The sequence below is a fragment of the Pseudomonas sp. HS6-2 genome (assembly GCF_049325675.2).
Classification (GTDB): domain Bacteria; phylum Pseudomonadota; class Gammaproteobacteria; order Pseudomonadales; family Pseudomonadaceae; genus Aquipseudomonas; species Aquipseudomonas putida_N.
The window spans coordinates 5,262,644-5,287,145 of the sequence record NZ_CM143906.1 but is presented as its reverse complement, the minus strand read 5'-3'; the positions used below and the strand labels follow the sequence as shown (position 1 = coordinate 5,287,145).

Below are 24,502 nucleotides of genomic sequence, written 5' to 3'. Positions count from 1 at the left end.
CTCCACACACGTTTGAGTATTAGCTGGGGGACGTGGATTCGTCCAGTGGTCCGCCCGCCGCGCCGGTCTGTGGCGCGTGCCTATACTGGTAGGAGCACCTCGTTGGGGAGCCAGTCGATGTTCGCGCTGATGCAAAGCACCCGTACCCAGTCGCTGCACCTGTTCATTGACCCGCCCACCGGCCTCAAGGCCGTCGTGGCGATTCACAGCGAGAAACTGGGCCCGGCGGTGGGCGGTTGCCGCTACCTGCCCTATGCCGATGACGAGAGTGCCATGACCGACGCCATTCGCCTGGCCCAAGGCATGAGCTACAAGGCGGCGCTGGCAGGGTTGCCCTTGGGTGGCGGCAAGGCGGTGATCATGCGCAACCCGCATGTGGAAAACCGTGCGGCGCTGTTCGAGGCGTTCGGCCGCTTCATCGATACCTTGCAAGGGCGTTTCATCATTGCCGTGGACAGCGGGACCTCGACCCTGGACATGGACTGCATTGCCCAGAGCACACTGCATGTCACCAGTACCACAGCTTCCGGTGACCCGTCACCGCATGCCGCCATGGGCGTGTTCGCCGGCATCCGCGCCACCTCGCAGGCACGCCTGGGCAGCAGCAACCTCGAAGGCCTGCGTGTCGCCGTGCAAGGGTTGGGCAATGTCGGTTATGCCTTGGCCGAGCAGTTGCATGCGGCGGGCGCGGAGTTGCTTGTAAGCGACCTGGACCCCGGGCGGGTGCGCTTGGCGGTGGAGCAGTTCAATGCTCACCCGGTGACCAATGACGCCCTGATCAGCACCCCTTGCGATATTTTCGCGCCCTGTGGCGTAGGGCCGGTGCTCAATGGTCAGACCGTGATGCAGTTGCGTTGCGCGGCGGTGGCGGGGGCAGCGAACAATCAGCTGACCACGCTGCAGGTGGCTGACCAGCTGGAGTCGCGCGGCATCCTGTATGCCCCCGACTATGTGATCAATGCTGGTGGCCTGATCTACGTGGCGCTGAAGCATCGCGGGGGCGACCTGGGTACAATCACCGCGCACCTGGCGCGGATACCTACGCGGCTGACCGAAGTGTTCGGCCATGCCCAGGCGGAAAAACGTTCGCCGGCCCGGGTGGCGCAAATGCTGGCCGAGCGTTTGCTTTATGGTTGAAGTCGGACGCCGCAGCACCTTCAAGCCGCTTACTCGCTGCCATTTTCCGCCGCATCCAGATCAGCCAATGCTGCCGCATTGTTCTTGAACGCCGCTGCAAACACCGCCCGGTTCTTGGCCATGAAGATGCTTGCCTCTTCGGCAATGTTTTCATCAAGCCCAGGCACATGCTTTACCAGAACCTGAGTAAGCACCTCGGCCAGTTCCAGCATCTGGTCATGGGCGTCTGCGAGTTTGCGGTCCAAGAACGTGGTCTCCAAATCGCGCGTGCTGCGGTAAAGAATCTCAACAGCCATACGAGGCCTCTCGGTCAGTGGTAGCAGGGGGCGGTCGTGCGCCTTCTGCTTTGCGGTTCAGTTGCTATCCAGGCAGTCGGGCAGATTGCCGTTACCGAATACTGTATCGATGTACAGTAATGGCAATGCGGTCGTTTCGCAACCAGAAATTGTAGCTGTGCTGAATTCGCATGCCGCCCGTGCCTTGCGGCAATCGGTCGCCTTCCAAGGCAGGGGCCTGGCCCTTTAACTGCATGGCACAAGCGTCACAGGCGTGACGCATCATCCTTCATGTCGTATCGGGGAATCGCACATCGTGGATATCAAATGGGCTGAAAAACTGCGCAAGGGCCTGCACGGCTCGGCCGACGCGCTGGGCAACCTGTGCGTGGAAGCGTTCCACTACCTGGCGCTGTTCGGCATCGGCGCGATTACCGCCTACGCGGCGGTGGTGACCTTCCTGGACATGCTCGGCAAGGGTGGGATCAGCGTCGATGACATCCTGCTGCTGTTCATCTACCTGGAGCTCGGGGCGATGGTCGGTATCTACTTCAAGACCAACCATATGCCGATCCGCTTCCTGCTGTATGTGGCGATCACCGCGCTGACGCGCCTGCTGATTGGCGATGTGTCGCACCACAAGGCGCCGGATGAGGGGCTGCTGTACGTGTGTGGCGGCATCCTGCTGCTGGCGTTCTCGATCCTGGTGGTGCGCTACGCCTCGTACCGCTACCCCTCGACCAAGGTATTGGACGCCAGCGGCAAGGAAGTGGAGGAGGGCAAATAGCCCTCAGTTGGCCACGCCGACGGCTGCCTGGTGACGTGGCTCGCGGCAGCTGTCGCGGGTCAGGGCGGCGAGGACCTGCAACGGGTTCTGCCCCAGTTCGATGGCCAGGCCCAGGCGGATGCTGTCGATGATTCGCTGCAGGCGCACCGGGTCGTTGCGTTGGGCCTGGCTGATCAGGCGCTTGGCGACCACGCCGGCGTCGTCGGAAAGGGTCAGCATGATGCTGCCGTCCAGCCGCTCGATACTCAGGTTGACCCGGTATTCGGGGGCGAAGGCGGCGCTGATCTGTTCGAAGGGGTTGTTCATGGTCGGGGTCTGCAATGAATGACTGCAGAAGTTGACCGGGTAAACCGCAGGTTGGTTCAGCCCCATCGATCGGGGCAAACGAAAACGCCCGGCACAGGCCGGGCGTTATTGTGCTTGCAGATGATCAGGCCTCGGGGTCACTCAGTTCCAGTGCACCGCGCTTGCTGCGCAGCTTGCCGTAGAAGTGTTCCAGCGCATTGTTCAGCTTGCTGGCGGCGCCATCGACTGCCTGGTCCAGTGACGCGGCGGTGTGGGTCACGGAAATTGGCTGATGGCCTTTCGGGCGAGCCTCCAACTGGCAGCGTTTGTCATGCGGGCCGGGCTTGGCGCCGTTCTCGTCACGCAGATGCACCTCGATGCGGGTGAGGTCGTCGTCATAGCGTTCGAGGGTGGCTTCCAGCGTACTGCGGACCCACTCGTTGAGACGGATGTTGCCTTCGATATGGTTGCTGCTGTTGACCTGGATTTGCATGATTCCAATCCTTATTCAGCTTGCTCGCATGGAGGCGTGCCTAGGCCATTGAGGGCCTTGGTATTTCTGCGCCTCTTGACTCTAAGGTCAGGCAACGGCGAAGCGATTACAACCCCTTTCTGAAAATAAATTTCCTGTTGCAAATCCGGCTTGACCACCTGCGATCGGAAGGGGTGAACGGCGCGCGATCTTTGCTTATGAGAATTGAAATCATTACTATTGCACTCCCGTTTCCCGGACTTACGCCATGAAGCGCTCCGCCCCCGGACTTCCTCTCAACTATCGCTTGGCCGTGGCTTCACGCAGCCTGGCGGCATTGCTGGGCGGCTATCTGCTGGCGTCGCTGGGCAGTGTCTGTCTGGCCCTGTTGCTGCCGTTGCCCCAGGTCGACGCAACGCTGACCGGCCTGATGCTCTCGTTCGTGTTCTATCTGCTGGCCTTCATCTGGTGCTTCGCCTGCCGCAGCGCCTGGCGTGCCTGGCTCGGCGTGCTGCTGCCGAGCCTGGTGCTGGGGCTGCTCGGCGGGTTCGCCTACTGGATGAAAAACCCATGAAGGAAAGCTTCCGCCAGGCCATGGCCTGGCTGCATACCTGGACCGGCCTGATCTTTGGCTGGCTGCTGTTCGCCATCTTCCTTACTGGCACCCTGTCGTACTTCAAGGATGAAGTCAGCCACTGGGCGCAGCCGGAAGTGCGCCGTCATGCACTCGACCCGGTAGCCAGCCTGGGGCTGGCCCAGCGCTATCTGGAGAGCAACGCCGCGCATTCGGGCAGTTGGATGATCCGCCTGCCCAGCGAGCGCGAGGCTGCCTTGAACGTCGGCTGGCGCGACCCCGAGGGTGGGCGTCGGGGCTTTGTCAGGAAGGATCTGGACGCACAGAGCGGGCAGCCGGTCGAGGTGCGAGACAGCCGTGGCGGCCAGTTCTTCTATCGCTTCCATTTCGAGTTGCAGATGCCGTATCCATGGGGCCGCTGGCTGTCGACGTTATGCGCCTTCATCATGCTGTTGGGGCTGGTCACCGGGATCATCACCCACAAGAAGATCTTCAAGGAGTTCTTCACCTTCCGCCCTGGCAAGGGCCAGCGCTCGTGGCTGGATGGCCACAACGCCATCGGCGTGCTGGTGCTGCCGTTCCACCTGATGATCAGCTACAGCAGCCTGGTGCTGTTCATGTACATGGTCATGCCGGCCAGCATCATGGCCAGCTATGGCAATACCGGCGATTACTTCAATGACCTGTTCGGTCGCGACGAGGCACCTAAGGTAGCCAATGTCGCGGCGCCACTGGTGCCGCTGGCGAGCCTCCATGCCAAGGTCCAGGCGCAGGTGCCCGGCGCGCGCATGGGCTTCATCCAGGTGCAGAACGCAGGTGATCGAAATGCCCGTGTCACCTTCACCCAATCATCGGCGGATAATGTCCCCTACAAGCGCAGTGCTAGCTGGACCTTCGATGGTGCCACCGGCGAACTGCTGAAACAGGGTGCACCGGAAAGCACCACGATGATGACCTCTTTCAGTTTTGCCGGCCTGCACATGGGCAACTACGCCGGGCCTTGGCTGCGCTGGCTGTACTTTGCCTTCGGGCTTGCCGGCACGGCGGTGATCGGTACCGGCCTGGTGATGTGGCTGGGCAAGCGCCAGCTCAAGCATGCCAAGAGCGAACGCCTGCCGGGCGAACTGCGCCTGGTCGAAGTGCTCAACATCGCCAGCATGAGCGGCCTGATCCTGGCCGTGGCCGGCTTCTTCTGGGCCAACCGGCTGCTGCCGGTGGCATTGCCAGGGCGCGCCGACTGGGAAGTGAACACGTTCTTCCTGGTCTGGCTGGCGTCGTTGCTGCATGCCGTGCTGCGCCCGGGGCGCAAGGCCTGGGGCGAGCAGCTGGCACTGGGCGCACTGGCCTTTGCCCTGCTGCCGGTGCTCAATGCCCTGAGCACTGGCCAAGGGTTGAACGTCTCTGTGCCTGCGGGTGACTGGGCCATGGCTGGGTTCGACCTTACCGCCCTTGTTTGCGGGCTTTTCCTGGCCTGGGCCGCGAGCAAGATGCTGCGGGCCCCGAAGCCTGTCGCCAAGCGTGCGTTACGGGCGACCAAGGTAGCGACCGAAAGGGTCGAGGTGCTGTGATGCTGAGTATTGCCCTGATCGAATACGCCGGCTTCGCCGCATTGTGCCTGGCGATGGACAAACACTTCAGCGAGCTGCTCAAGCGCAAGCCCGGCCCTGGTCAGTTGCGTGCACTGCGCGTTGCGGGCTGGCTGTTGCTGACTTTGTCGCTGTTCCTCTGCGTTCACTGGCGTGGCTGGGCTCACGGTCTGGTGGAGTGGGTCGCGCTGTTGATGGCTGGTGCCACCTTGTGGGTGTTCGGCTTGCCCTATCTGCCACGTGTGCTGTTGGGCCTGGCTGCTGTCAGCCTGGTGCTGGGCCCGCTGCTGGCCATGTTTGCCGGGTGATGCCTTGAGCGAAACCGACAGCGACGGCACCCGCGCGCGCTTCGTCGAGGTGTTCCTGGCCCAGCGTGCGCGCATGGAGGCGCTGGTCAGTCGCCGGGTGGGCTGCCGTGCCACAGCGTCCGACCTGGTACAGGAGCTGTTCCTGCGCTTTTGGCGGCGCCCCGAGGTCAAGGTCGAAGCGCTCGACACCTACCTGTTGCGCTGCGCCGGTAACCTGGCCATCGACCACCTGCGCAGTGAAGGCAGCCGCGAACGCGTCGCTGAAGCATCCGTGCCGCTGGATGAAGCCGGCCTGGCTCAGGCACCGGAGCAGGCTGTGGAGGTCGATCATGACCTGCAGCGTGTGGAAGCCGCCCTGCGAGCCCTGCCCGAGCGCACGCGGCACATCTTCCTGCTCAATCGCGTTCATGGCTGCACGTACGGCGAAATCGCCAAGGCCATGCAGCTTTCCCAGAGCAGCGTGGAAAAGCATATGATGCGCGCCCTCGAAGCGTGCAAGGCCAGTGTTGCCGAGCCCGCGACCTTCACTCGCAGGCTTGGGAGCACCCGCCGATGAGCCATCCAGACCTGATCACCGCCGCCCAGTCCGAGGCTGCCTTGCAATGGCTGATCCGCATCATCGAACAGCCGGCAGCGGCCAGCAGCGCGGAGTTCAAGCGCTGGTTGCTGGAAGACCCGAAGCATCGCGAAGCCTACGCCGAGGCTCAGCTGCTGTGGCAGCTCAGCGAAGCACCGGCAGTGCGCCTGGCCGAGGAAGAACAGGCAGATTTGCAGCGCTACTTGGAGGCCATCACCAAGCCGCCTGCCAGAGGGCATTGGCGGCGCGCCGGCATGGCATTGGCCGCGGCCTGCCTGGTACTGGCTGTCAGCATGGCGGGCGGCTGGCGGCCGAGTGACTGGTTGCTCAATCTGCAGGCCGATTTCAGCAGCAGTGATGCGATTCGCCTAGTGACCCTGGCGGACCAGTCACAGGTGACCCTGGATGCGGGCAGCGCCATCGCCGTCGATTTCCAGCAAGGCGAGCGTCGCGTGCGCCTGTTGCATGGCGCAGCGTTTTTCCAGGTTACCCATACGGGGCAACCATTCGTGGTGGAAGCCGCTGGCGGCGAAGTAAGGGTGCTGGGTACGCAGTTCGAGGTGCGTGACCAGGGGCAGGGCGCGCAGGTCACCGTGCGCAGCGGGCGTGTGGCGGTTATCCCGGCGACAGGGCAGGGCGGCCAGGTACTGACGGCAAACCAGCAGCTGGCCTATGCCGATGGGCAAGCAGGTGAGCTGGCGAGCGTGGACAGCGACAGCCGCCTGGCCTGGCGCCAAGGCTGGCTGAATTATTACCAGGTGCCGCTGGCGCAGGTGGTGGCAGACCTGGGCCGTTACTACCCCGGCCGCATCGTGTTGCTCGACGGCGAGTTGGGGCGGCGCAAGGTCAGCGGCAGCTTCCCGGCAGATGAGCCTTTGGCAGCACTGGACTCGCTGGGCAAGGTGCTGGGTTTTTCGCGGCAAACCTTGTTGGGGCGGCTGACCGTAATCCGCTGACAAAAAATTTCAAAAACGGATGAGGTAACAGGAGTTGGCATCCGTGTAATGAGTGGAAGTGCGATTCATTCGCAGTAATAACCCTCTCACAGGTCAGCGTCCATGAAGTTCACCCCGCGTTGCGTTCCCCTCTGGCTCGGCCTTGCAGCGTGCTCGGCCATCACCGCTGCCCCTGGCCTCATGGCCGCCGAGCAACGCCAGCTGCACACGTTCGCCCAGGCGAGCCAGCCGCTGGCTCAAGCCCTCAACGCGTTCAGCCGTGCCACTGGCCAGAGCGTGGTCTACACCCTCGAACTGCCCAGCGTGCAGGCCCCGGCCGTCAACGGCTCGTTCAGCGCCGAAGAGGCCCTGCAACAGCTGCTGGGCAACAGTGGCCTGACTTGGCGCCGCCTCGACGCACGCACCCTGACGCTCGAACCTGTGGATACCTCGGGCGCCCTCAACCTGCAGGCCACCACGGTGACCTCGCAAATGGACAGCTACAGCTATCAGCCACCCGCCAGTGCCTCGATCATGCGCGGCCAGGGCCCGTCCCAGGACATCCCCCAAGCGATCAACGTGGTGCCGGCCCAGGTCATCCGCGACCAAGCCCCGCGCAACCTCGACGACGCCTTGGCCAACGTCAGCGGCATCACCCAGGGCAACAACTTCGGTGGCACTTCCGACACGGTGATGAAACGTGGCTTCGGTGACAACCGCGACGGCTCGATCATGCGCGACGGCATGCCGCTGGTGCAGGGCCGCAGCCTCAATGCCAGCACCGAGCGGGTCGAAGTACTCAAGGGCCCGGCCTCGTTGCTGTACGGCATCCAGGACCCGGGCGGGGTGATCAACGTGGTCAGCAAGCGCCCGCAACTGCAGCAGTACAACGCCCTGACCGTGCGCGGCTCCACCTATGGCAGCGGCAAGAATGGCAGCGGCGGTGGTTTCGACAGCACCGGCGCGCTGGGCGACAGCAACTTCGCCTACCGCCTGATCGTTGACCACGAGGACGAGGACTATTGGCGCGACTTCGGCGTGCACCGCGAGTCTCTGGTGGCGCCGTCGCTGGCCTGGCTCGGCGAGGACACCCAGGTGGTGCTGGCCTATGAGCACCGCGAATTCCTCTACCCGTTCGACCGCGGCACGGCATTTGGCAGCAACGGCCACCCGCTGGACATTCCGGCCACCCGCCGCCTGGACGAGCCGTTCAACGACATGGAAGGGCGCTCCGACCTGTACCGCCTGGAGGTCGACCACCAGTTGGCCGATGACTGGAAGCTGCACTTCGGCTACAGCTTCAACCGCGAGACCTACGATGCCAGCCAGGTTCGCGTGACCGGCGTGAACGAGGCCAAGGGCACGCTGACGCGCAGCATCGATGGCACCCACAACGCCATGAGCCGCGACCAGTTCGCCACCTTGAGCCTCAATGGCAATGTCGAACTGGCCGGCATGCAGAACGACCTGCTGTTCGGCATCGACCACGAAGACCGCAAGATCTTTCGCGGCGATCTGATCCGTCAGACCTCGCAATCCACCTTCAGCTACCTGAACCCGGTCTACGGCCAGGAAGTGGAGGGCACCACGGTGCGCGCCAGCGACAGCGACCAGACCGACAAGCTGCGCACTGACGCCTTGTTCGTACAGGACGCACTGCACCTGGATGAGCACTGGATCCTGGTCGCTGGCGCGCGTTACCAGCAATACGACCAATACGCCGGCCGCGGTCGCCCGTTCAAGGCCAATACCGACAGTAACGGCCAAGCCTGGGTGCCCCATGCGGGCATCGTCTACAAGGTCGATGACCAGCTGTCGCTGTATGGCAGCTACAGCGAGTCGTTCAAGCCCAACTCCAGCATCGCCCCGCTGACCGGTGGCGTGGTGCTGGACTCGTCGGTGGCGCCGGAGGAGGGTAAGTCCTGGGAGCTGGGGGCCAAGCTCGACATGCCGGGCAGCCTCACCGGTACCCTGGCGCTGTTCGATATCACCAAGCGCAACGTACTGGTCGCGAACTTCGACAGTGGCACTGGCGAGACGGTCTACAGCAACGCAGGGGAAGTCAGCTCGCGGGGTGTCGAACTCGACCTGACCGGGCAGCTCAGCGAGCGCTGGAGCCTGATCGGCAGCTACGCCTATACCGATGCCAAGGTGACCAAGGATCCCGACCTTGAGGGCAACCGCCTGCAGAACGTGGCCCGGCACACCGGTTCGCTGTCGGCGGTGTATGACTTCGGCAGCCTGTTCGGCGGCGATCGCCTGCGTTTCGGCGCCGGGGCGCGCTACGTAGGCGAGCGGCCGGGGAACTCGACCAATACCTTCGACCTGCCGAGCTATACCGTGGCCGATGCATTCGCCACCTACGAGACCAAGCTCGACGAGCACAATGTGCGCTTGCAACTGAACGTGAAGAACCTGTTCGACAAGGTCTACTACAGCTCGGCGGTGAACCAGTATTTCGTGGCGATTGGCGATGCGCGGCAGGTGAGCCTGTCCAGCACTTTCGAGTTCTGAGGCAATCGGGGCTGCTTCGCAGCCCCAGTTTCACGAGCTCACGGCCGCGCGGTACTCGCCAGGGGTTGCACCGATTGCCTGGCGGAAGCGGTTGCTGAAATGGCTGGCGCTGGCAAAGCCGCACAGCAGCGCCACCTGGCCCAGAGGCAGCTCGCCCAGGCGCAGTAGCTGGCGAGCGCGATGCAGGCGCCGCGCCAGCAGATACTGATGCGGCGGCAAGCCGAAACTGGTGCGGAACATGCGCGCGAAGTGGTATTCGGACAGATTGCAGCGCAATGCCAGTTCACCTAGGGTAATCGGCTGGTCGAGGTGCGCCTCGATGTATTCCACCAGTTGCCGGCGCAGGCTTGGCGCCAACCCGCCTTTCAGGCGCAACCCCTGACGCAGGCCAACCTGGCTGAGTACGGCATGGTCGACGATTTCGTGGGCCAGGCTGCTGGCCAGCAAACGCTCGGCGGGTTCATCCCAGTCGAGGGTGATCAGCTGGCGAAAGCGCACGGATTGCTGCGGGTCATCGAGGAAGGTCGCCTCCTGCAATTGCAGCTCGCGTGGCTCGCGGTCGAGCAAGCGCACGCAACCCAGGGCGAACTGCCCTTCGCTGATGTACAGGTGGGCCAGGCGAATCGCACCGTTCACCACCCAGTTCGACTCGTGCCCCGCCGGCATGATGCACAGCTTGTTTGGCGCACCCTTGTCGGCCGGGCGCTGGCGACGGAAGGTACCGGTGCCATCGGCGATGTAGCACGACAGCGTGTGATGGCTTGGCGCCTGATAGTCGCGAGCGTCGTCGCGGTTGCTCCATAACGCCGCCGCCAGCCCGTCGCCCAGGTGCGCGCTCAGCTCCAGCCGGGCGTTGGGCGAGGCGTGCATGGCGTTGAACACTTGCAGCTGGGTGAGTGGCGTCATGGGCGGGTCCTCTGGCGCTCATCGTACTGCGCCAGCGTTTCGCTGACAGCCACCAGTGGGCAAAAAGCGCAAGTTTGTGCAAGCGCAGGGTGGTGAGCAGGGAGAACACTGATGGCGTTGAATTTGAAAGGCCCAAGGAACCGCCGCCATGAACCTCTCTTTGTACCTGCTCACCGTCCTGATCTGGGGCACCACCTGGATCGCCCTGAAACTGCAACTGGGCGTAGTCGCCATTCCGGTGTCGATCGTCTACCGCTTCGCCCTGGCCGGCCTGATCCTGTTCGCCATTCTTCTGCTCACCCGCCGCCTGCAGCCGATGAACCGGCGCGGCCACCTGATCTGCCTGACGCAGGGTTTCTGCCTGTTCTGCGTCAACTTCATGTGCTTCCTCACGGCCAGCCAGTGGATCGCCAGCGGCCTGATCGCTGTGGTGTTCTCCACTGCCACCTTGTGGAATGCGCTCAACGCCCGGATCTTCTTCGGCCAGAAGATCGCCAGCAATGTCCTCGGTGGCGGTGCGTTGGGCTTGCTCGGCCTGGGCCTGCTGTTCTGGCCCGAGCTTTCGCACCACACGGCCAGCCGCGAAACCCTCTACGGCCTGGGCCTGGCCCTGCTCGGTACGCTGTGCTTCTCGGCCGGCAACATGCTCTCCAGCATGCAGCAGAAGGCCGGGCTCAAACCGATGACCACCAATGCCTGGGGCATGGTCTATGGCGCGTCGATGCTGGCCGTGTATTGCCTGGTCAGCGGCATCCCCTTCGCCATGGAATGGAACACCCGCTACATCGGCTCGCTGTTGTACCTGGTCATCCCTGGCTCGGTGATCGGTTTCACCGCCTACCTGACCCTGGTCGGGCGCATGGGGCCGGAGCGGGCGGCCTACTGCACCGTGCTGTTTCCGCTGGTAGCGCTGAACGTGTCGGCGGTTGCCGAAGGCTACCAGTGGACGACACCGGCGCTGTTAGGCTTGGTGGCAGTGATGGCGGGCAATGTGCTTGTGTTTCGCAAGCCACGGCCCAAGCCGGCTGCCGCCATGGCTTGAGGCTGCCAAAAAATGCCGGGTAGGGCGTTGGTGGCTGGCTAGACTTTTCTGCGGGAGCTTATATCCGGGGAAAGGAGATGCCGCCACCGCCGTCATGGGACAAGCCACTTACGCCTGTACAACTGTGGCTGCTCTGCTGCGCGGCGTTGCTGCTGCATGCCCTGCGGTTGCTGATGGCCGACGTGCCGTTTCTCGGGTACGCGCTGGTGCGTTTGCTGCGCTATTGGTTCGAGACACCGAGCCTGAGCTGCGTGCTGTTGGTGTTGCCCTTGTGGTTCCAACCGTATTTCCTGCAGAACCTTTCCTACCAGTACGACGGCGCCAGCATGGCGTTGTCCCTGGCGGCGGCTGCCTGGGAACCCGAGATGCTGCCCCGAGTGGGCATCGACGAGCTGCACACGTTCAACCAGCCACCACCGCTGGGCCGGCAGCAGGTGCTGGCGGCCAGCCCGACACCGCAGGTGTCGAGCCGCTTCTATGACATCCACCGGGTCGGCGACGACGCCTACGTGCTGGTCAAGCCGCCAGAAGGATATGGCCAGTGACCTGGCACCATTTTGCCCGCTACGGCCTGGTCGGTATCGGCAACACGCTGGTGCACTGGCTGGTGTTCTTCGGCTTGCACCTGGCCCTGGGCCTGAAGCAGGCGCCGAGTAACCTGCTGGCCTTTGCCGTTGCCGCGACCGTGTCCTATCAGCTCAACGCTCGCTACACCTTCGCGGTCAGGCCAACCGGCAAGCGCTACCTGCTGTTCCTGCTTGGCATGGGCTGCCTCAGCCTGGCGCTGGGAGCGCTTTCCGACCTGGCAGGCCTGTCGCCCTGGCTGACCTTGCTGACCTTCTCGGCAACCAGCCTGGTCGCGGGCTACTGCTTTTCGCACACCGTAGTGTTCAAACGGAGGGGCTGATGAACATTACTCTGATCGTGCCGGTGTTTAACGAGCAGGACACCCTGGAGCGCTTCTATGACGCGGTGCGCGGCGAACCGACGCTACAGGACGTGACGGTGGAAATCCTGTTCGTCAACGACGGCAGCAGCGATGCCAGCGAAGACATCTGCGCCGAGTTGGCGGCGCGCGACGAGTGGGTCACGGTGGTCAACTTTTCGCGCAATTTCGGCAAGGAATCGGCGCTGTTCGCCGGCCTCGAATATGCCGAAGGCGATGCCGTGGTGCCGATCGATGTCGATCTGCAAGACCCGATCGACGTCGTCGCGCAGATGATCGCGCTGTGGCGGGATGGCGCCGACGTGGTACTGGCCAAGCGTCGTAGCCGAGCCGCCGATACGCCCCTCAAACGCTGGAGTGCTCGCTTTTACTACCGCCTGCACAATCGTATTGCTTCAACCCATATCGAAGAGAACGTCGGCGACTTCCGCCTGCTCGACCGCAAGGTGGTGGCTGCGATCCGCCAGCTGCCGGAGCAGCAGCTTTTCATGAAGGGGGTGCTGTCATGGGTAGGTTTTCGTACCGCGATCGTCGAATACGACCGGCCGGAGCGAGCGGCGGGCAACAGCAAGTTCAGCTTCTGGCGTTTGTGGAACCTGGCACTGGATGGCATCACCTCGTTCAGCACCGTGCCGCTGCGGCTGTGGAGCTACGTGGGCGCAGGGGTTTCGTTGTTCGCCTTTGCCTTTGCGGTGTACATGCTGATCGACAAGATGCTGCACGGCAATGATGTGCCAGGCTATCCCTCGATGATGACGGCGATCCTGTTCCTGGGTGGGGTGCAGCTGATTGGCATCGGGATATTGGGGGAGTACGTCGGGCGGGTTTACCAGGAGACCAAGCATCGGCCGCGGTATGTGGTGCGCAAGGTGTTGGGACGTCGGCGTCAGCCTAGATGAAATAAGGTGCCTGTACCGGCCTCCGCGGCTGAAGCCGCTCCTACAGGTTCGGAGCGGCTTCAGCCGCGAACAGGCCGGTACAGGCGCTAGAGAATTATCAGCCTTTCCACACCTGTGGATTCACCAGGTCCCGCGGCCGCTCACCGAGCAACGCTGCCCGCAGGTTCGCCATCGCCCGGTTGGCCATGGCCTCGCGGGTCTCGGCGGTGGCCGAGCCGATGTGCGGTAAGGTCAGCGCATTGGGCAGGTGGAACAGCGGCGACTCGCTCAGCGGCTCCTTCTCATACACATCCAGGCCGGCGCCGCGAATAGTGCCATTGTGCAGCGCTTCGATCAGCGCCGCCTCGTCGACCACCGGGCCCCGGGCGATGTTGATCAGGAACGCGCTCGGTTTCATCAGCTTCAGTTCACGGGCGCCGATCAGCTTGCGCGTGGCGTCGGACAGCGGCACCACCAGGCAGACGAAGTCGGCCTCGGCCAGCAGTTGCTCGAGGCTGCGGTACTGGGCGCCCAGTTCCTGCTCCAGTGCAGTCTTGCGGCTGTTGCCGGCATACAGGATCGACATGTTGAAGCCGAAGCGGCCACGGCGGGCGATCGCGGCGCCGATATTGCCCAGGCCGACAATGCCCAGCGTCTTGCCATGCACGTCGCTACCGAAGTGCGATGGGGCGACCGTGGCCTGCCAGTGGCCGGCCTTAGTCCACGCGTCCAGCTCGGCGGTGCGGCGGGCACAGCCCATGATCAGCGAAAAACCTAGGTCGGCGGTGCTTTCGGTGAGCACGTCCGGGGTGTTGGTCAGGGCAATGCCGCGCTCGTTGAAATAGTCGACGTCGTAGTTGTCGAAGCCTACCGAAACGCTCGACACCACTTCGAGCTTGCCCGCGCCTTCGAGCTGCGCGCGGCCGAGCTTGCGGCCAGCGCCGATCAGGCCGTGGGCCTCGGGCAGGGCTTCGTTGAACTGGGCACTGATGTCGCCGAGCTTGGGGTTCGGCACGATCACGTTGAAGTCTTGCTGCAGGCGCTCGGCCATGGCCGGGGTGATACGGCTGAAGGCCAGGACGGTCTTTTTCATCGGGCAACTTCTCAGGGCGGTGGCTGGGGTTGATTGGTTAGCAACCTACCATTGTCCACCGCCGCCGTGCAGCAGCTTTTTCAGTTGGCGATCAGCATTTCATGGGTTTTCAGGTCGGCTTCATGGGCCGCCAGAATCTCCGGCAGCGAGTTGCGCAGGTACTCGACCCAGGTCTTGATCTTGGCATCCAGGTACTGGCGTGAAGGGTAGATGGCATACAGGTTCAGCTCCTGCAACCGGTACTCCGGCATCACCCGGACCAGGCTGCCGTCACGCAAGCCATCGATGACCGAATAGATCGGCAACACACCCATGCCCATGCCACTGCGGATTGCGGTTTTCATCGCATCCGCCGAGTTGACCTGGAACGGCGAGCTGGTGATGTTCACCAGCTCCTGGCCTTCCGGGCCGTCGAACAGCCATTTTTCCAGCGGAATCACCGGGCTGACCATGCGCAGACAAGAGTGCTTGAGCAGGTCGACCGGCTTATGCGCAAAACCGTGCTTGGCCACGTACTCGGGCGAGGCGCAGACAATGCTGTAGGTGATGCCCAGGCGCTGCGAGACGAAACCGGAATCCGGCAGCTCTGTGGCCAGCACGATGGACACGTCGTAGCCCTCGTCGAGCAGGTCGGGCACGCGGTTGGCCATGGTCAGGTCGAAGGTCACGTCCGGGTGCGACTCGCGGTAGCGGGCGATGGCATCGACCACGAAGTGCTGACCGACCCCGGTCATCGAATGCACCTTCAGCTGGCCGGCAGGCCGGGCATGGGCATCGCTGGCTTCGGCTTCGGCTTCTTCGACGTAGGTGAGGATCTGTTCACAGCGCATCAGGTAACGCTTGCCTGCCTCGGTCAGGGCGATGCGCCGGGTGGTGCGGTTGAGCAGCCGGGTTTGCAGATGGGCTTCCAGGTTGGAGACCGCCCGCGACACGTTCGCGGTGGTCGTATCCAGTTGCGCCGCGGCAGCAGTAAAGCTGCCTAGCTGGGCTACGCAACTGAAAGCACGCATGTTTTGCAGGGTGTCCATGGGTCACTCTCAAGGTAGAGGACGAAATTGTGTCACGAAGTAACGCGAATGTGCGTTCGACCAAAGCCGGATTATCGCTGTTTCGGTAACAAAGATTCGCAGGAATATGCGCTTATCGCCAGTGCGGCGGCCCCCTAGAATTGCCCGGCCCCTCCACCTCTTCCTCGGGAAATCGCAGCTGTGCCGCGTCGCATCATCAGAACGCTTCAAGTGTTCAGTGCCTGTGCCCTTAGTCTCACCTTGAGCGGCTGTATCGGAACCTGGGGTATCGCCCCGCAAAGCAAGACCCTGCAAGCCAATACCTTGACCACCGACGCCGCCATTCGCGAAGCGGGCAGCGACGCGCACTGGCCTGACCAGCGCTGGTGGCAGGCCTATGGCGACCCACAACTCGACCGCTGGATCGACCTGGCCGTGGCCGGTAGCCCGAGCCTGGCCATGGCGGCGGCGCGCGTGCGTGAAGCCAAGGCCATGGCCGGTGTGGTCGAGTCGGCGGAAAAGCTCCAGGTCAATGGTGACGCCACGCTCAAGCGGCACAACTGGCCCGAGGATCAGTTCTACGGCCCAGGCGCGTTGTCGGGCGCCAACACCTGGGACAACAACGCCGCCTTCGGTTTCAGCTACGCGCTGGACCTGTGGGGCCGCGAACGCAACGCCAGCGAGCAGGCCGTGGACCAGGCGCACATGAGCGTGGCCGAGGCCCGCCAGGCGCAGCTTGAACTGCAGAACAACGTGGTGCGTGCCTACATCCAGCTGAGCCTGCATTTCGCCCAGCGCGACATCGTCAAGGCTGAGCTCGAACAGCAGGAACAGATCCTGGCCCTGGCCAAGCGCCGCCTGGACGGCGGCATCGGCACCCATTTCGAGGTCAGCCAGGCCGAGGCGCCGCTGCCCGAAACCCATCGCCAGCTAGACAGCCTCGACGAGGAAATCGCCCTGACCCGCAACCAGCTGGCGGCGTTGGCCGGCAAAGGCCCAGGGGAGGGCGCGCAGTTGCAACGGCCGACCCTGGCCCTCGCTGCCCCTCTGAAACTGCCGTCGAACCTGCCTGCCGAACTGGTCGGCCAGCGCCCGGACGTGGTCGCCAGCCGCTGGCAGGTCGCCGCCCAGGCTCGCGGCATCGATGTCGCCCATGCCGGTTTCTTCCCCAACGTCGACCTGGTCGGCAGCCTCGGCTTCATGGCCACTGGCGGCGGCCCGCTGGAGTTCCTGACCGGGCGCAAGTTCAACTACAACGTCGGCCCGGCGATCAGCCTGCCGATCTTCGACGGCGGCCGCCTGCGCTCGCAGCTGGGCGTGGCCTCGGCCGGTTATGACGTGGCCGTGGCGCGCTACAACCAGACCGTGGTCGGTGCGCTGAAAAACATTTCCGACCAGTTGATCCGCCGTGAATCGATGAAGGAACAGTCGCACTTCGCCGCCGAGTCGGTGGCTGCTGCGCAGAAGACCTACGACATCGCCACGGTGGCCTTCCAGCGCGGCCTGACCGACTACCTCAACGTGCTCAATGCGCAGACCCTGCTGTTCCGCCAACAGCAGGTGCAGCAGCAGGTGCAGGCTGCACGCCTGATTGCCCATGCCGAGCTGGTCACCGCCCTGGGCGGCGGCCTGCAGGCTGGCCAGGACGTGCCGAAGGAAGAACACCAGGCCGCGCCGAAAACCCCGGCCACCCTGGCCATTTTCGACAAGAAGCCGGATAACGCCGAATGAGCACTTCCAGTTTGCCCGTGCGCTGGCTGCAGAGCCTGGAATGGCGCCGGGGCTTCTTTGCCTGGGCGCGCACCGACGGGGTGACCTGGGTGTACATCTTCAAGGTGCTGGCGGCCGCGTTCATCACCCTGTGGCTGGCCATGCGCCTGGAATTGCCGCAACCGCGCACGGCGATGATCACCGTGTTCATCGTCATGCAGCCGCAGAGCGGCCATGTGTTCGCCAAGAGCTTCTACCGGGTGCTCGGCACCCTGGCCGGCTCGGCGATGATGGTCGCGCTTATTGCCATCTTCCCGCAGAACACCGAACTGTTCCTGCCCAGCCTGGCGGTGTGGGTTGGCCTGTGCTCGGCCGGCGCCATGCGCTACCGCACCTTCCGCGCCTATGGCTTCGTGCTCGCCGGCTACACGGCGGCGATGATCGGCCTGCCCGTGCTGCAGCACCCGGACCAGGCGTTCATGGCGGCCGTGTGGCGAGTACTGGAAATCGCCCTGGGCATCCTGGTGTCGACCTTCGTCAGCGCCGCGATCCTGCCGCAGTCGGCCAGTGCCGCCATGCGCAACGCCCTGTACCAGCGCTTTGGCGTATTTGCCGGGGTGGTGGTGGAAGCCTTGCGCGGCGATAGCCAGCGCGACCGCTTCGAAACCAGCAACGTGCGCTTCGTCGCCGAGGCGGTGGGGCTGGAGAGCCTGCGCAACGTCACCGCCTTCGAGGACCCGCACATGCGCCGCCGCTCTGGCCGGCTGGTGCGCATGAACAGCGAGTTCATGGCCATCACCACGCGCTTCAACGCCCTGCACCGCCTGCTGGAGCGCCTGCGCGCCCGCGGCCCGCTGCAGATTGTCGGCGCCATCGAGCCGGGCCTGAACACCTTGGTGGAGCTGCTGCAGCCTTATGTCGGCCGGGCGCTGACTGACGCCGATGCGCTGCGCCTGACCCTGGAGCTGGCGGCCTACAAGGAAGGCCTGCAGGCGCAGGTACGTGGCCTGCGCGCTGACTATGTGGCAACCCAGCCCAGCGAATCCGACCTGCTCGACTTCCACACCGCGTTCGAGCTGCTCTACCGCTTCGTCGACGAGATGTACAGCTACGCCGAAACCCACGCCTCGCTGGCTGCGCACAAGCACGAGCGCGAGCAGTGGGATGAGCCCTACGTGGCGCAGACCAGCTGGCTGGTGTCGTTGGCCGCCGGTGTGCGTGCCTCGGCAGTGCTGTTGCTGCTGGGCAGCTACTGGCTGATGAGCGACTGGCCCAGCGGCGCCATGATGACCCTGATCGCCACCGTCACCGTGGGCCTCTCGGCCGCTTCGCCGAACCCCAAGCGCATGTCGTTCCAGATGGCCTGCGGCACGGCGATCGGAGCCTTCATCGGCTTCTTCGAAACCTTCTTCGTGTTCCCCTGGATCGATGGCTTCCCGCTGCTGTGCATGGTCCTGGCGCCGGTGTTCGTGCTCGGTGCGTTTCTGTCGTCGCGGCCAGCGTACGCCGGTTACGGCATCGGCCTGCTGGTGTTCTTCGCCATCGGTTCGGTGCCGAACAACCTGACCGTCTACGACCCGTACAGCTTCATCAACGACTACATCGGCATGGTCATCGGCATGTTCGTCTGCGCCGCAGCGGGGGCGATCATCCTGCCGCCGAACAGCCGCTGGCTGTGGAGCCGCCTGGAGCAGGAGCTGCGCGGGCAGGTGCTGTTCGCCATCAGCGGGCGCCTGCGCGGCCTCGGCTCGGCCTTCGAAAGCCGCACCCGCGACCTGTTGCACCAGGCCTATGGCCTGGCTGCCGGCAAGCCGCAGGTGCAGAGCCAGCTGATGGGCTGGATGTTCACCGTGCTGGAAATCGGCCACGCGATCATCGAACTGCGCAAGGAGCAGGCCCGTGCGCCGATCCACCCGGCCTATGCCGAGTCGCAGCCGTGGCGCCAGGCCATTCGTGTGATGGGGCGCGCCCTGGCCCGACTGTTCCTGCAGCCCAGCGCCAGCAACCACGAACGTGCCCTGGTCGCGGTGGACCACGCCATCGCTCGCGTGCAGGCCACCGACGAACCGTTTGCCCGGCACTTCGACACTTCGGTGCTGCGCCGTGCGCAGAGTTACCTGCACTTCATCCGTTCATCCCTGCTGGACCCACAGTCGCCGCTGGCACCGGCGAAAGGATTGCACCGTGCTCCGTGAAATCATGCCCCGCGAGATCGCCTTCCATGGCGTGTACCTGCCCACCATGACCCTGATGTTCCTGTTCGCCCTGGGCTTGGCCTGGGGCCTGGACCGGTTCATCGCCAGCCATGATGGTTACCGCTTCTTCTGGCACCCGGCGCTGCTGCGCCTGAGCCTGTTCGTCTGCCTGTTCGGCGCCCTGGCGCTGTCGCTCTACTGGTGAGAATCCTTCGATGAAAAAGTTTTTCAGCCTGATCGCCACCCTGCTGGTGCTGACCGCTGCCGTGGTGATCGGTCGCCAGTTGTGGTTGCACTACATGACTACGCCATGGACCCGCGACGGCCGCGTGCGCGCCGACATCATCAACGTCGCCGCCGATGTGCCGGGCTATGTGGTAGACGTCCCCGTCAAGGATAACCAGCGGGTGAAGAAGGGCGACCTGCTGATCCAGATCGACCCTGAGCACTACCAGCTGGCGGTCGACCAGGCCAAGGCCCTGGTCGCCTCGCGCAAGGCCACCTGGGAAATGCGCAAGGTCAACGCCAAGCGCCGTGCCGACATGGACAACCTGGTGATCTCCAAGGAAAACCGCGACGACGCCAGCAACATCGCCAACTCCGCCCTGGCCGACTACCAGCAGGCCCAGGCTGAACTGGCGGCGGCCGAGCTGAACCTCAAGCGTACCCATATCGTCGCCACGGTAGACGGCTACGTGACCAACCTGAACATCCACAAGGGCGACTATGCGCGTACCGGCGAAGCGGTGATGGCGGTGGTCGACGAGAACTCGTTCTGGGTCTACGGCTTCTTCGAGGAAACTAAGTTGCCGCATGTGAAGGTCGGCGACCAGGCCGAGCTGCAGATGATGAGCGGTGAGCGTATCAAGGGGCATGTGGAGAGCATCGCCCGCGGTATCTACGACCGCGACAACCCCCAGAGCCGCGAGCTGATCGCCGATGTGAACCCGACCTTCAACTGGGTGCGCCTGGCGCAGCGGGTGCCGGTGCGGATTCACATCGATGAAGTGCCGGACGGTTTCCTGCTGGCGGCGGGGACGACTTGTACGGTGGTGGTGAAGCCGGGCGAGGAATAGCCAAAGTATATGTTGGCCGTATCTATATCTTTGGGAAAAGGACTACAAGAGGGTAGGAAGTGGATGGCATGAGCTGAATGTAGCTCGCGTTGCACAATGCCGTTTTCGCGTTGCCGGCTATGGCGATCCGGAAAAGGAATGGCCCCGCAATGCGGGGCCATTGATACGTACCTAGCGTCATCACCAGCATGACCATCAGGTCTTCTGGGAGAGGGCAACTTAGGGCTGCACCGCGAATGCTAATACAGGATGGACGAGTTTGACAAACCAGGACTGGAGCCAATCCCTCGAGCAGGCTTTTTCCAAGCCACGCCTTGCCCGATACGCGATCAACCCTCGAAAAGCCGCTGCCGCTACAGCTTACGCTCACAATATGTTGTTGGGGCAAGCCATCTACCCATGCCTGCATGTGCTGGAAGTCAGTCTGCGCAATGCCATGCATCAGGCCTTGAAGCACAAGTACGGGCGAGGCGACTGGTGGGAGGTTGCGGACTCGCTTACGCCCCTTGATCGGTCGGAAATCGAGAAAGCCAGATCATCAATCAAGGTGAAGCGTCATACAGCAACACCTGACAAGATCATTTCCGATTTGAGCTTCGGATTTTGGGTCTCACTGCTTAATACTCGCCATGAGCAGGCGTTCTGGAAGGAATTACGCCTTGCCTTTCCACGTTGCCCGAAGAAAAGGCGACAACGAAATGAAATTTCCAAGGTACTGAATCTGATTCGGGATCTACGTAACAGAGCCGCTCACCATGATGCCTTGCTCTGGTTGGCCCCCGATATTCGCCAACGGCATTTGCTCTGCCTGGAGGTTATCAGCTGGGTAAGCCCTGAATTGAAACCCTGGCTTACCCGCTATGATGGATTTCCCGAAGCATGGTCAAACTGGGTTAGCTGCGCCGTCACAGACTGCTAGCAAGCGGCCCCCACCAACACCGGCACCTCAACCCGGTCAATCACCTTCGCGCTGATCGACGGGTCCAGCAGCCGCCCCAACCGCGACAGGTGGCGGTGGCCCATGATGATCAGCTCGCAATTCAGTGCCTGCGCCTTGGTGACAATCGCCTCGACCGGCTGCCCGGCGACCATGCAGCCTTGGCTGCTGAAGCCGGCCTGTTGCAGTAACTGAACGGCTTCACCCACAGCGCGATCACCCAGGCGTTGCTCCTCGCAGGCGGCAGGGTATTCCTCCAGTTCCTCGGCGGTGTAGGGCGCGAGTTTGTCGTGCACGGCGAAGGTTGAGTCGATGGCCAGCAGTACGTGCAGTTCGTGCTCGCCGGGGCGGCAGTAGCGGCGGGCGAGGGCGAGCAGGGCTGTGGAGGCGGGTGAGGCATCGATGGCGATCAGGACGGGGCTGGGCATGCGAAATCCTAGTTGAGGCTGGCTGATGTGCTTGCAGGCTCGGCCCTTTCGCGGGGCAAGCCCGCTCCCACAGTTACTGCACATCACGTGAGCATTGTGGGATTCCTGTAGGAGCGGGCTTGCCCGGCGAAAGGGCCGAACCTGCCTATCCTTCATTTATGGCCGAACACGGCCAGTGAATAAATGCCCCACCACGCACGAGCGCATTGCGTCTGGTGCAATCCACCAACCTGCTACCATCGCCTTTCCCCACAGCTGTCACGGAAAACGGCCATGCAACTCCCGGACATGAACCTGCTCGTCGCTCTCGATGCCCTGCTCGATGAAGGCAGCGTGGTCGGCGCCGCGCAGCGCATGAACCTGAGCCCGGCGGCGATGAGCCGCACGCTTGGGCGTATCCGCGATGCCCTGGGCGACCCGATCCTGGTGCGCGCCGGCCGTGGCCTGGTGCCGACGCCGCGGGCGCTGGCCCTGCGCGAGCAGGTGGCGGCTTTGGTGGAGCAAGCCGGCGAGGTGTTCCGCAGCGCCGATGAAGTCGACCTGCCGAGGCTCGATCGCGCCTTCAACATTCGCACCAATGACCTGTTCATCGCCTTGTATGGCGCCCAGTTGCTGCACCGCATGCATGAGCAGGCGCCGCGCACGGTGCTGCGCTTCGTGCCAGAAAGCCCCGGTGGCGATGATGACAGTGTGCTGCGCGATGGACGCACCGACCTGATCATCAGCTCGACCGTCGACCTGGGCCCGGAGATCAAGGTGCAGAGCTTGTTTCAGACTTACTATGTAGGCCTGGCCCGACGTGACCATCCGATCTTCGACCAACCGATCACTCCGACCAGCTTCGCCAGTTATCCACAGATCAGCGTGTCCCGCCGTGGCCGGGCCAACGGGCCGATCGATGTCGAACTGGCCAACTTCAAGGTGCAGCGGCGGGTGGCGCTGATTACCCCGAGTTTCCATTCGGCATTGTTCTCGCTACCGGATTCGGACCTGATCCTGCCCATGCCGGCCAATATTCTCAACAGCGTGTACAAGCTCGGGCTACCGTTGCGTTCGTTCGAGATCCCGGTGCCGCTGGAGCGTGTGACCGTGCTGCAGGCGTGGCACCCGCGCTTTCACAACGACCCGGCGCACCGCTGGCTGCGGCAGACCTTGAAGGCCTGCTGCAGCGTCGACCCTTGAGCGGATTGCGCCTGGCGCAACTTAAACCTGCCGAGAAGTCAGTTTTCGTCAGCATTCGACCTTCTTAGACTGGCTCTAGTCGCAAGTTTGTTGCTGGAGATGTCTGCCCATGAGTTCCCTGTCCGCCCCTTCTGCCGCGATTGTCGCCGCCCCCGCGCCGGCCGCGCCTGTGCAGACGGCGTTCGGCCTGCGGGTGGTGGTCGGGCTGTTCGGTGTATTGCTGGCCGTGCTGTGTGCCGGCCTCAACGAGTCGGTCACCAAGATTTCCCTCGCTGACATTCGCGGCGCCATGGGCATTGGCGCCGACGAAGGGGCCTGGCTGCTGGCGGTGTACAGCGCCGCGTCGGTGTCGGCCATGGCCTTCGCCCCCTGGCTGGCCACTACTTTTTCTCTACGCCGCTTCACCATGGGTGCGGTCGGCCTGTTTGCCGTGCTCGGGCTGCTGCAACCGTTCGCCCCCAACCTGCACAGCCTGATGCTGCTGCGTGTGCTTCAAGGCTTCGCCTCGGGTGCCTTGCCGCCGATGCTGATGAGTGTGGCGCTGCGTTTTTTGCCACCTGGCATCAAGGTCTATGGGCTGGCCTGCTACGCATTGACCGCCACCTTCGGGCCCAACCTCGGCACGCCGCTGGCTGGCTTGTGGACCGAGTACGTCGGCTGGCAGTGGGCGTTCTGGCAGATCATCCTGCCCTCGGCGCTGGCCATTTTCTGCGTCGGCTGGGGCCTGCCGCAGGACCCGCTGCGCCTGGAGCGCTTCAAGCAGTTCGACTGGCGCGGCGTGTTGCTCGGCCTGCCGGCCATCAGCAGCATTGTCCTCGGCCTGTCGCTGGGTGACCGCTGGGGCTGGTTCGATTCGCCGCTGATCTGCTGGTTGCTCGGCGGTGGCGTGCTGCTGCTGGTGCTGTTCATGTACAACGAATGGTCCGAGCCGCTGCCGTTCTTCCAGCTGCGCATGCTGCAGCGGCGCAACCTCAGCTTCGCCCTGGTGACCCTGGCCGGCGTGCTGATCGTGTTGTCCGGCGTGGGCAGCATTCCATCGGCGTACCTGGCGCAGATCCAGGGCTACCGCCCGGCGCAGACCAGCCCGCTGATGCTGCTGGTGGCCATGCCGCAGCTGATCGCGCTGCCACTGACCGCAGCGCTGTGCAACATCCGTGCGGTGGACTGCCGCTGGGTGCTGGCCATCGGCTTGGCCATGCTGGCGGTGTCGTGCGTGGGTAGCAGCTTGCTGACCAGCGAGTGGATCCGTGGCGATTTCTACCCGTTCTACCTGCTGCAGGTATTTGGCCAGCCAATGGCCGTGCTGCCGCTGCTGATGCTGTCCACCAACGGCATGAGCCCGCAGGAAGGGCCGTTCGCCTCCAGCTGGTTCAACACCGTCAAAGGCCTGGCCGCAGTGATTGCCGGTGGCCTGCTGGATGCCCTGGGCACCCTGCGCCGGCACTTTCATTCCAACCACCTGGTGGACAGCCTGGGCAATGCCCCGCTGATCGACGACAACGCCGTCGGCCTTGCCAAGCGCCTCCATGACCAGGCGCTGGTGCTGACTTCGGCCGACCTGTACCTGGTCATGGCCTGCATCGCCGTGACGTTGATCTGCCTGATTCCTTTCGTGCCTACCCGGGTCTATCCGCCGCGCGCGGTGGCCTGAA

At 63.7% G+C, this 24,502-nt stretch carries 26 protein-coding genes; 19 read left to right on the top strand and 7 right to left on the bottom strand.

Annotated features, from left to right (window positions below; genetic code table 11):
• Window positions 1-117: 117 nt before the first annotated feature.
• Entirely contained in the window at window positions 118-1,137 is a 1,020-nt protein-coding gene (locus tag ACOKS3_RS24710; RefSeq protein ID WP_103449084.1) for a Leu/Phe/Val dehydrogenase, read from the top strand.
• A gap of 29 nt (window positions 1,138-1,166) precedes the next feature.
• On the opposite strand, the gene ACOKS3_RS24705 is transcribed toward ACOKS3_RS24710, so the two are convergent.
• The gene (locus ACOKS3_RS24705) at window positions 1,167-1,433 is read right to left on the bottom strand and encodes a YebG family protein (RefSeq protein ID WP_103449085.1); all 267 of its coding nucleotides are present in this window, start codon (window positions 1,431-1,433) and stop codon (window positions 1,167-1,169) included.
• Between the two features lie 295 nt (window positions 1,434-1,728).
• Here ACOKS3_RS24705 and ACOKS3_RS24700 point away from each other — a divergent pair, with 295 nt between their 5' ends.
• Window positions 1,729-2,199, top strand: coding sequence for a phosphate-starvation-inducible protein PsiE (locus ACOKS3_RS24700; protein ID WP_103449087.1), 471 nt, complete (start codon window positions 1,729-1,731; stop codon window positions 2,197-2,199).
• Window positions 2,200-2,202: 3 nt separating this feature from the next.
• Here ACOKS3_RS24700 and ACOKS3_RS24695 read toward each other — a convergent pair whose 3' ends face one another.
• Together ACOKS3_RS24695 and ACOKS3_RS24690 are read right to left on the bottom strand one after the other, a co-directional pair.
• Window positions 2,203-2,505: a DUF3509 domain-containing protein gene (locus ACOKS3_RS24695; RefSeq protein WP_103449873.1), complete on the bottom strand. Its 303-nt coding sequence runs from the start codon at window positions 2,503-2,505 to the stop codon at window positions 2,203-2,205.
• Window positions 2,506-2,629: 124 nt separating this feature from the next.
• A complete protein-coding gene (locus ACOKS3_RS24690) occupies window positions 2,630-2,977 on the bottom strand; it encodes an HPF/RaiA family ribosome-associated protein (protein WP_103449089.1) in 348 nt (115 codons plus the stop codon).
• Between the two features lie 247 nt (window positions 2,978-3,224).
• Here ACOKS3_RS24690 and ACOKS3_RS24685 point away from each other — a divergent pair, with 247 nt between their 5' ends.
• From ACOKS3_RS24685 to ACOKS3_RS24660, 6 genes are all read left to right on the top strand, one after another.
• A complete protein-coding gene (locus ACOKS3_RS24685; RefSeq protein ID WP_103449090.1) occupies window positions 3,225-3,530 on the top strand; it encodes a DUF3649 domain-containing protein in 306 nt (101 codons plus the stop codon).
• On the top strand, window positions 3,527-5,098 hold the full coding sequence (locus ACOKS3_RS24680; RefSeq protein ID WP_103449092.1) for a PepSY-associated TM helix domain-containing protein: 1,572 nt from the start codon (window positions 3,527-3,529) through the stop codon (window positions 5,096-5,098). Before ACOKS3_RS24685 ends, ACOKS3_RS24680 begins: the two co-directional genes overlap by 4 nt.
• Window positions 5,098-5,424 carry a DUF3325 domain-containing protein gene (locus ACOKS3_RS24675; protein ID WP_103449093.1) on the top strand — a complete coding sequence of 109 codons (327 nt, stop codon included), beginning with the start codon at window positions 5,098-5,100 and terminating at the stop codon, window positions 5,422-5,424. Before ACOKS3_RS24680 ends, ACOKS3_RS24675 begins: the two co-directional genes overlap by 1 nt.
• Before the next feature lie 4 nt (window positions 5,425-5,428).
• Complete coding sequence (locus tag ACOKS3_RS24670; protein WP_422763728.1) at window positions 5,429-5,980, top strand: RNA polymerase sigma factor; 552 nt, start codon at window positions 5,429-5,431, stop codon at window positions 5,978-5,980.
• On the top strand, window positions 5,977-6,957 hold the full coding sequence (locus ACOKS3_RS24665) for a FecR family protein (protein ID WP_422763729.1): 981 nt from the start codon (window positions 5,977-5,979) through the stop codon (window positions 6,955-6,957). The genes ACOKS3_RS24670 and ACOKS3_RS24665 overlap by 4 nt, the downstream gene beginning before the upstream one ends.
• 102 nt (window positions 6,958-7,059) lie before the next feature.
• Window positions 7,060-9,450: a TonB-dependent siderophore receptor gene (locus ACOKS3_RS24660; protein WP_422763730.1), complete on the top strand. Its 2,391-nt coding sequence runs from the start codon at window positions 7,060-7,062 to the stop codon at window positions 9,448-9,450.
• Window positions 9,451-9,480: 30 nt separating this feature from the next.
• Here ACOKS3_RS24660 and ACOKS3_RS24655 read toward each other — a convergent pair whose 3' ends face one another.
• Window positions 9,481-10,356: a helix-turn-helix domain-containing protein gene (locus ACOKS3_RS24655; protein WP_422763731.1), complete on the bottom strand. Its 876-nt coding sequence runs from the start codon at window positions 10,354-10,356 to the stop codon at window positions 9,481-9,483.
• A gap of 148 nt (window positions 10,357-10,504) precedes the next feature.
• Here ACOKS3_RS24655 and ACOKS3_RS24650 point away from each other — a divergent pair, with 148 nt between their 5' ends.
• The 4 genes from ACOKS3_RS24650 to ACOKS3_RS24635 all read left to right on the top strand — a co-directional run bounded on the left by ACOKS3_RS24650 (window position 10,505) and on the right by ACOKS3_RS24635 (window position 13,243).
• Window positions 10,505-11,398: a DMT family transporter gene (locus tag ACOKS3_RS24650; protein WP_422763732.1), complete on the top strand. Its 894-nt coding sequence runs from the start codon at window positions 10,505-10,507 to the stop codon at window positions 11,396-11,398.
• 77 nt (window positions 11,399-11,475) lie between these two features.
• Window positions 11,476-11,943, top strand: a complete 468-nt coding sequence (locus ACOKS3_RS24645) for a hypothetical protein (protein WP_422763733.1) — start codon at window positions 11,476-11,478, stop codon at window positions 11,941-11,943.
• The gene (locus ACOKS3_RS24640; protein WP_103449106.1) at window positions 11,940-12,305 is read left to right on the top strand and encodes a GtrA family protein; all 366 of its coding nucleotides are present in this window, start codon (window positions 11,940-11,942) and stop codon (window positions 12,303-12,305) included. The genes ACOKS3_RS24645 and ACOKS3_RS24640 overlap by 4 nt, the downstream gene beginning before the upstream one ends.
• Complete coding sequence (locus tag ACOKS3_RS24635; protein WP_422763734.1) at window positions 12,305-13,243, top strand: glycosyltransferase family 2 protein; 939 nt, start codon at window positions 12,305-12,307, stop codon at window positions 13,241-13,243. The genes ACOKS3_RS24640 and ACOKS3_RS24635 overlap by 1 nt, the downstream gene beginning before the upstream one ends.
• A gap of 97 nt (window positions 13,244-13,340) precedes the next feature.
• Here ACOKS3_RS24635 and ACOKS3_RS24630 read toward each other — a convergent pair whose 3' ends face one another.
• Together ACOKS3_RS24630 and ACOKS3_RS24625 are read right to left on the bottom strand one after the other, a co-directional pair.
• Window positions 13,341-14,315 (bottom strand): 2-hydroxyacid dehydrogenase, encoded by a 975-nt coding sequence (locus ACOKS3_RS24630; protein ID WP_422763735.1) that lies wholly within the window; start codon window positions 14,313-14,315, stop codon window positions 13,341-13,343.
• Between the two features lie 80 nt (window positions 14,316-14,395).
• A complete protein-coding gene (locus tag ACOKS3_RS24625; protein ID WP_103449111.1) occupies window positions 14,396-15,343 on the bottom strand; it encodes a LysR family transcriptional regulator in 948 nt (315 codons plus the stop codon).
• Window positions 15,344-15,523: 180 nt separating this feature from the next.
• Between ACOKS3_RS24625 and ACOKS3_RS24620 the strand changes: the two genes are divergently transcribed.
• From ACOKS3_RS24620 to ACOKS3_RS24600, 5 genes are all read left to right on the top strand, one after another.
• Window positions 15,524-17,053 (top strand): efflux transporter outer membrane subunit, encoded by a 1,530-nt coding sequence (locus ACOKS3_RS24620; protein WP_422763736.1) that lies wholly within the window; start codon window positions 15,524-15,526, stop codon window positions 17,051-17,053.
• Window positions 17,050-19,227 (top strand): FUSC family protein, encoded by a 2,178-nt coding sequence (locus ACOKS3_RS24615; RefSeq protein WP_103449114.1) that lies wholly within the window; start codon window positions 17,050-17,052, stop codon window positions 19,225-19,227. The genes ACOKS3_RS24620 and ACOKS3_RS24615 overlap by 4 nt, the downstream gene beginning before the upstream one ends.
• Before the next feature lie 4 nt (window positions 19,228-19,231).
• Window positions 19,232-19,432 (top strand): DUF1656 domain-containing protein, encoded by a 201-nt coding sequence (locus ACOKS3_RS24610; protein ID WP_103449874.1) that lies wholly within the window; start codon window positions 19,232-19,234, stop codon window positions 19,430-19,432.
• Between the two features lie 10 nt (window positions 19,433-19,442).
• Window positions 19,443-20,303: an efflux RND transporter periplasmic adaptor subunit gene (locus ACOKS3_RS24605; RefSeq protein WP_103449115.1), complete on the top strand. Its 861-nt coding sequence runs from the start codon at window positions 19,443-19,445 to the stop codon at window positions 20,301-20,303.
• Window positions 20,304-20,562: 259 nt separating this feature from the next.
• A complete protein-coding gene (locus ACOKS3_RS24600; RefSeq protein WP_422763737.1) occupies window positions 20,563-21,222 on the top strand; it encodes a hypothetical protein in 660 nt (219 codons plus the stop codon).
• Here the strand turns inward: ACOKS3_RS24600 and ACOKS3_RS24595 are convergent.
• Window positions 21,219-21,668: a universal stress protein gene (locus tag ACOKS3_RS24595; protein WP_422763738.1), complete on the bottom strand. Its 450-nt coding sequence runs from the start codon at window positions 21,666-21,668 to the stop codon at window positions 21,219-21,221. The two genes, ACOKS3_RS24600 and ACOKS3_RS24595, sit on opposite strands and share 4 nt — an antisense overlap.
• Before the next feature lie 273 nt (window positions 21,669-21,941).
• Here ACOKS3_RS24595 and ACOKS3_RS24590 point away from each other — a divergent pair, with 273 nt between their 5' ends.
• Complete coding sequence (locus ACOKS3_RS24590) at window positions 21,942-22,850, top strand: LysR family transcriptional regulator (protein ID WP_103449121.1); 909 nt, start codon at window positions 21,942-21,944, stop codon at window positions 22,848-22,850.
• Window positions 22,851-22,959: 109 nt separating this feature from the next.
• Window positions 22,960-24,501 carry an MFS transporter gene (locus tag ACOKS3_RS24585; protein WP_422763739.1) on the top strand — a complete coding sequence of 514 codons (1,542 nt, stop codon included), beginning with the start codon at window positions 22,960-22,962 and terminating at the stop codon, window positions 24,499-24,501.
• Window position 24,502: the final 1 nt, after the last annotated feature.

Coding starts and splice junctions, on each gene's coding strand:
- ACOKS3_RS24585 (WP_422763739.1), top strand. CDS start 22,960: ATGAGTTCCCTGTCCGCCCCTTCTGCCGCGATTGTCGCCGCCCCCGCG.
- ACOKS3_RS24595 (WP_422763738.1), bottom strand. CDS start 21,668: ATGCCCAGCCCCGTCCTGATCGCCATCGATGCCTCACCCGCCTCCACA.
- ACOKS3_RS24590 (WP_103449121.1), top strand. CDS start 21,942: ATGCAACTCCCGGACATGAACCTGCTCGTCGCTCTCGATGCCCTGCTC.
- ACOKS3_RS24650 (WP_422763732.1), top strand. CDS start 10,505: ATGAACCTCTCTTTGTACCTGCTCACCGTCCTGATCTGGGGCACCACC.
- ACOKS3_RS24680 (WP_103449092.1), top strand. CDS start 3,527: ATGAAGGAAAGCTTCCGCCAGGCCATGGCCTGGCTGCATACCTGGACC.
- ACOKS3_RS24660 (WP_422763730.1), top strand. CDS start 7,060: ATGAAGTTCACCCCGCGTTGCGTTCCCCTCTGGCTCGGCCTTGCAGCG.
- ACOKS3_RS24610 (WP_103449874.1), top strand. CDS start 19,232: ATGCCCCGCGAGATCGCCTTCCATGGCGTGTACCTGCCCACCATGACC.
- ACOKS3_RS24625 (WP_103449111.1), bottom strand. CDS start 15,343: ATGGACACCCTGCAAAACATGCGTGCTTTCAGTTGCGTAGCCCAGCTA.
- ACOKS3_RS24690 (WP_103449089.1), bottom strand. CDS start 2,977: ATGCAAATCCAGGTCAACAGCAGCAACCATATCGAAGGCAACATCCGT.
- ACOKS3_RS24630 (WP_422763735.1), bottom strand. CDS start 14,315: ATGAAAAAGACCGTCCTGGCCTTCAGCCGTATCACCCCGGCCATGGCC.
- ACOKS3_RS24615 (WP_103449114.1), top strand. CDS start 17,050: ATGAGCACTTCCAGTTTGCCCGTGCGCTGGCTGCAGAGCCTGGAATGG.
- ACOKS3_RS24645 (WP_422763733.1), top strand. CDS start 11,476: ATGCCGCCACCGCCGTCATGGGACAAGCCACTTACGCCTGTACAACTG.
- ACOKS3_RS24655 (WP_422763731.1), bottom strand. CDS start 10,356: ATGACGCCACTCACCCAGCTGCAAGTGTTCAACGCCATGCACGCCTCG.
- ACOKS3_RS24710 (WP_103449084.1), top strand. CDS start 118: ATGTTCGCGCTGATGCAAAGCACCCGTACCCAGTCGCTGCACCTGTTC.
- ACOKS3_RS24635 (WP_422763734.1), top strand. CDS start 12,305: ATGAACATTACTCTGATCGTGCCGGTGTTTAACGAGCAGGACACCCTG.
- ACOKS3_RS24665 (WP_422763729.1), top strand. CDS start 5,977: ATGAGCCATCCAGACCTGATCACCGCCGCCCAGTCCGAGGCTGCCTTG.
- ACOKS3_RS24605 (WP_103449115.1), top strand. CDS start 19,443: ATGAAAAAGTTTTTCAGCCTGATCGCCACCCTGCTGGTGCTGACCGCT.
- ACOKS3_RS24675 (WP_103449093.1), top strand. CDS start 5,098: ATGCTGAGTATTGCCCTGATCGAATACGCCGGCTTCGCCGCATTGTGC.
- ACOKS3_RS24705 (WP_103449085.1), bottom strand. CDS start 1,433: ATGGCTGTTGAGATTCTTTACCGCAGCACGCGCGATTTGGAGACCACG.
- ACOKS3_RS24685 (WP_103449090.1), top strand. CDS start 3,225: ATGAAGCGCTCCGCCCCCGGACTTCCTCTCAACTATCGCTTGGCCGTG.
- ACOKS3_RS24695 (WP_103449873.1), bottom strand. CDS start 2,505: ATGAACAACCCCTTCGAACAGATCAGCGCCGCCTTCGCCCCCGAATAC.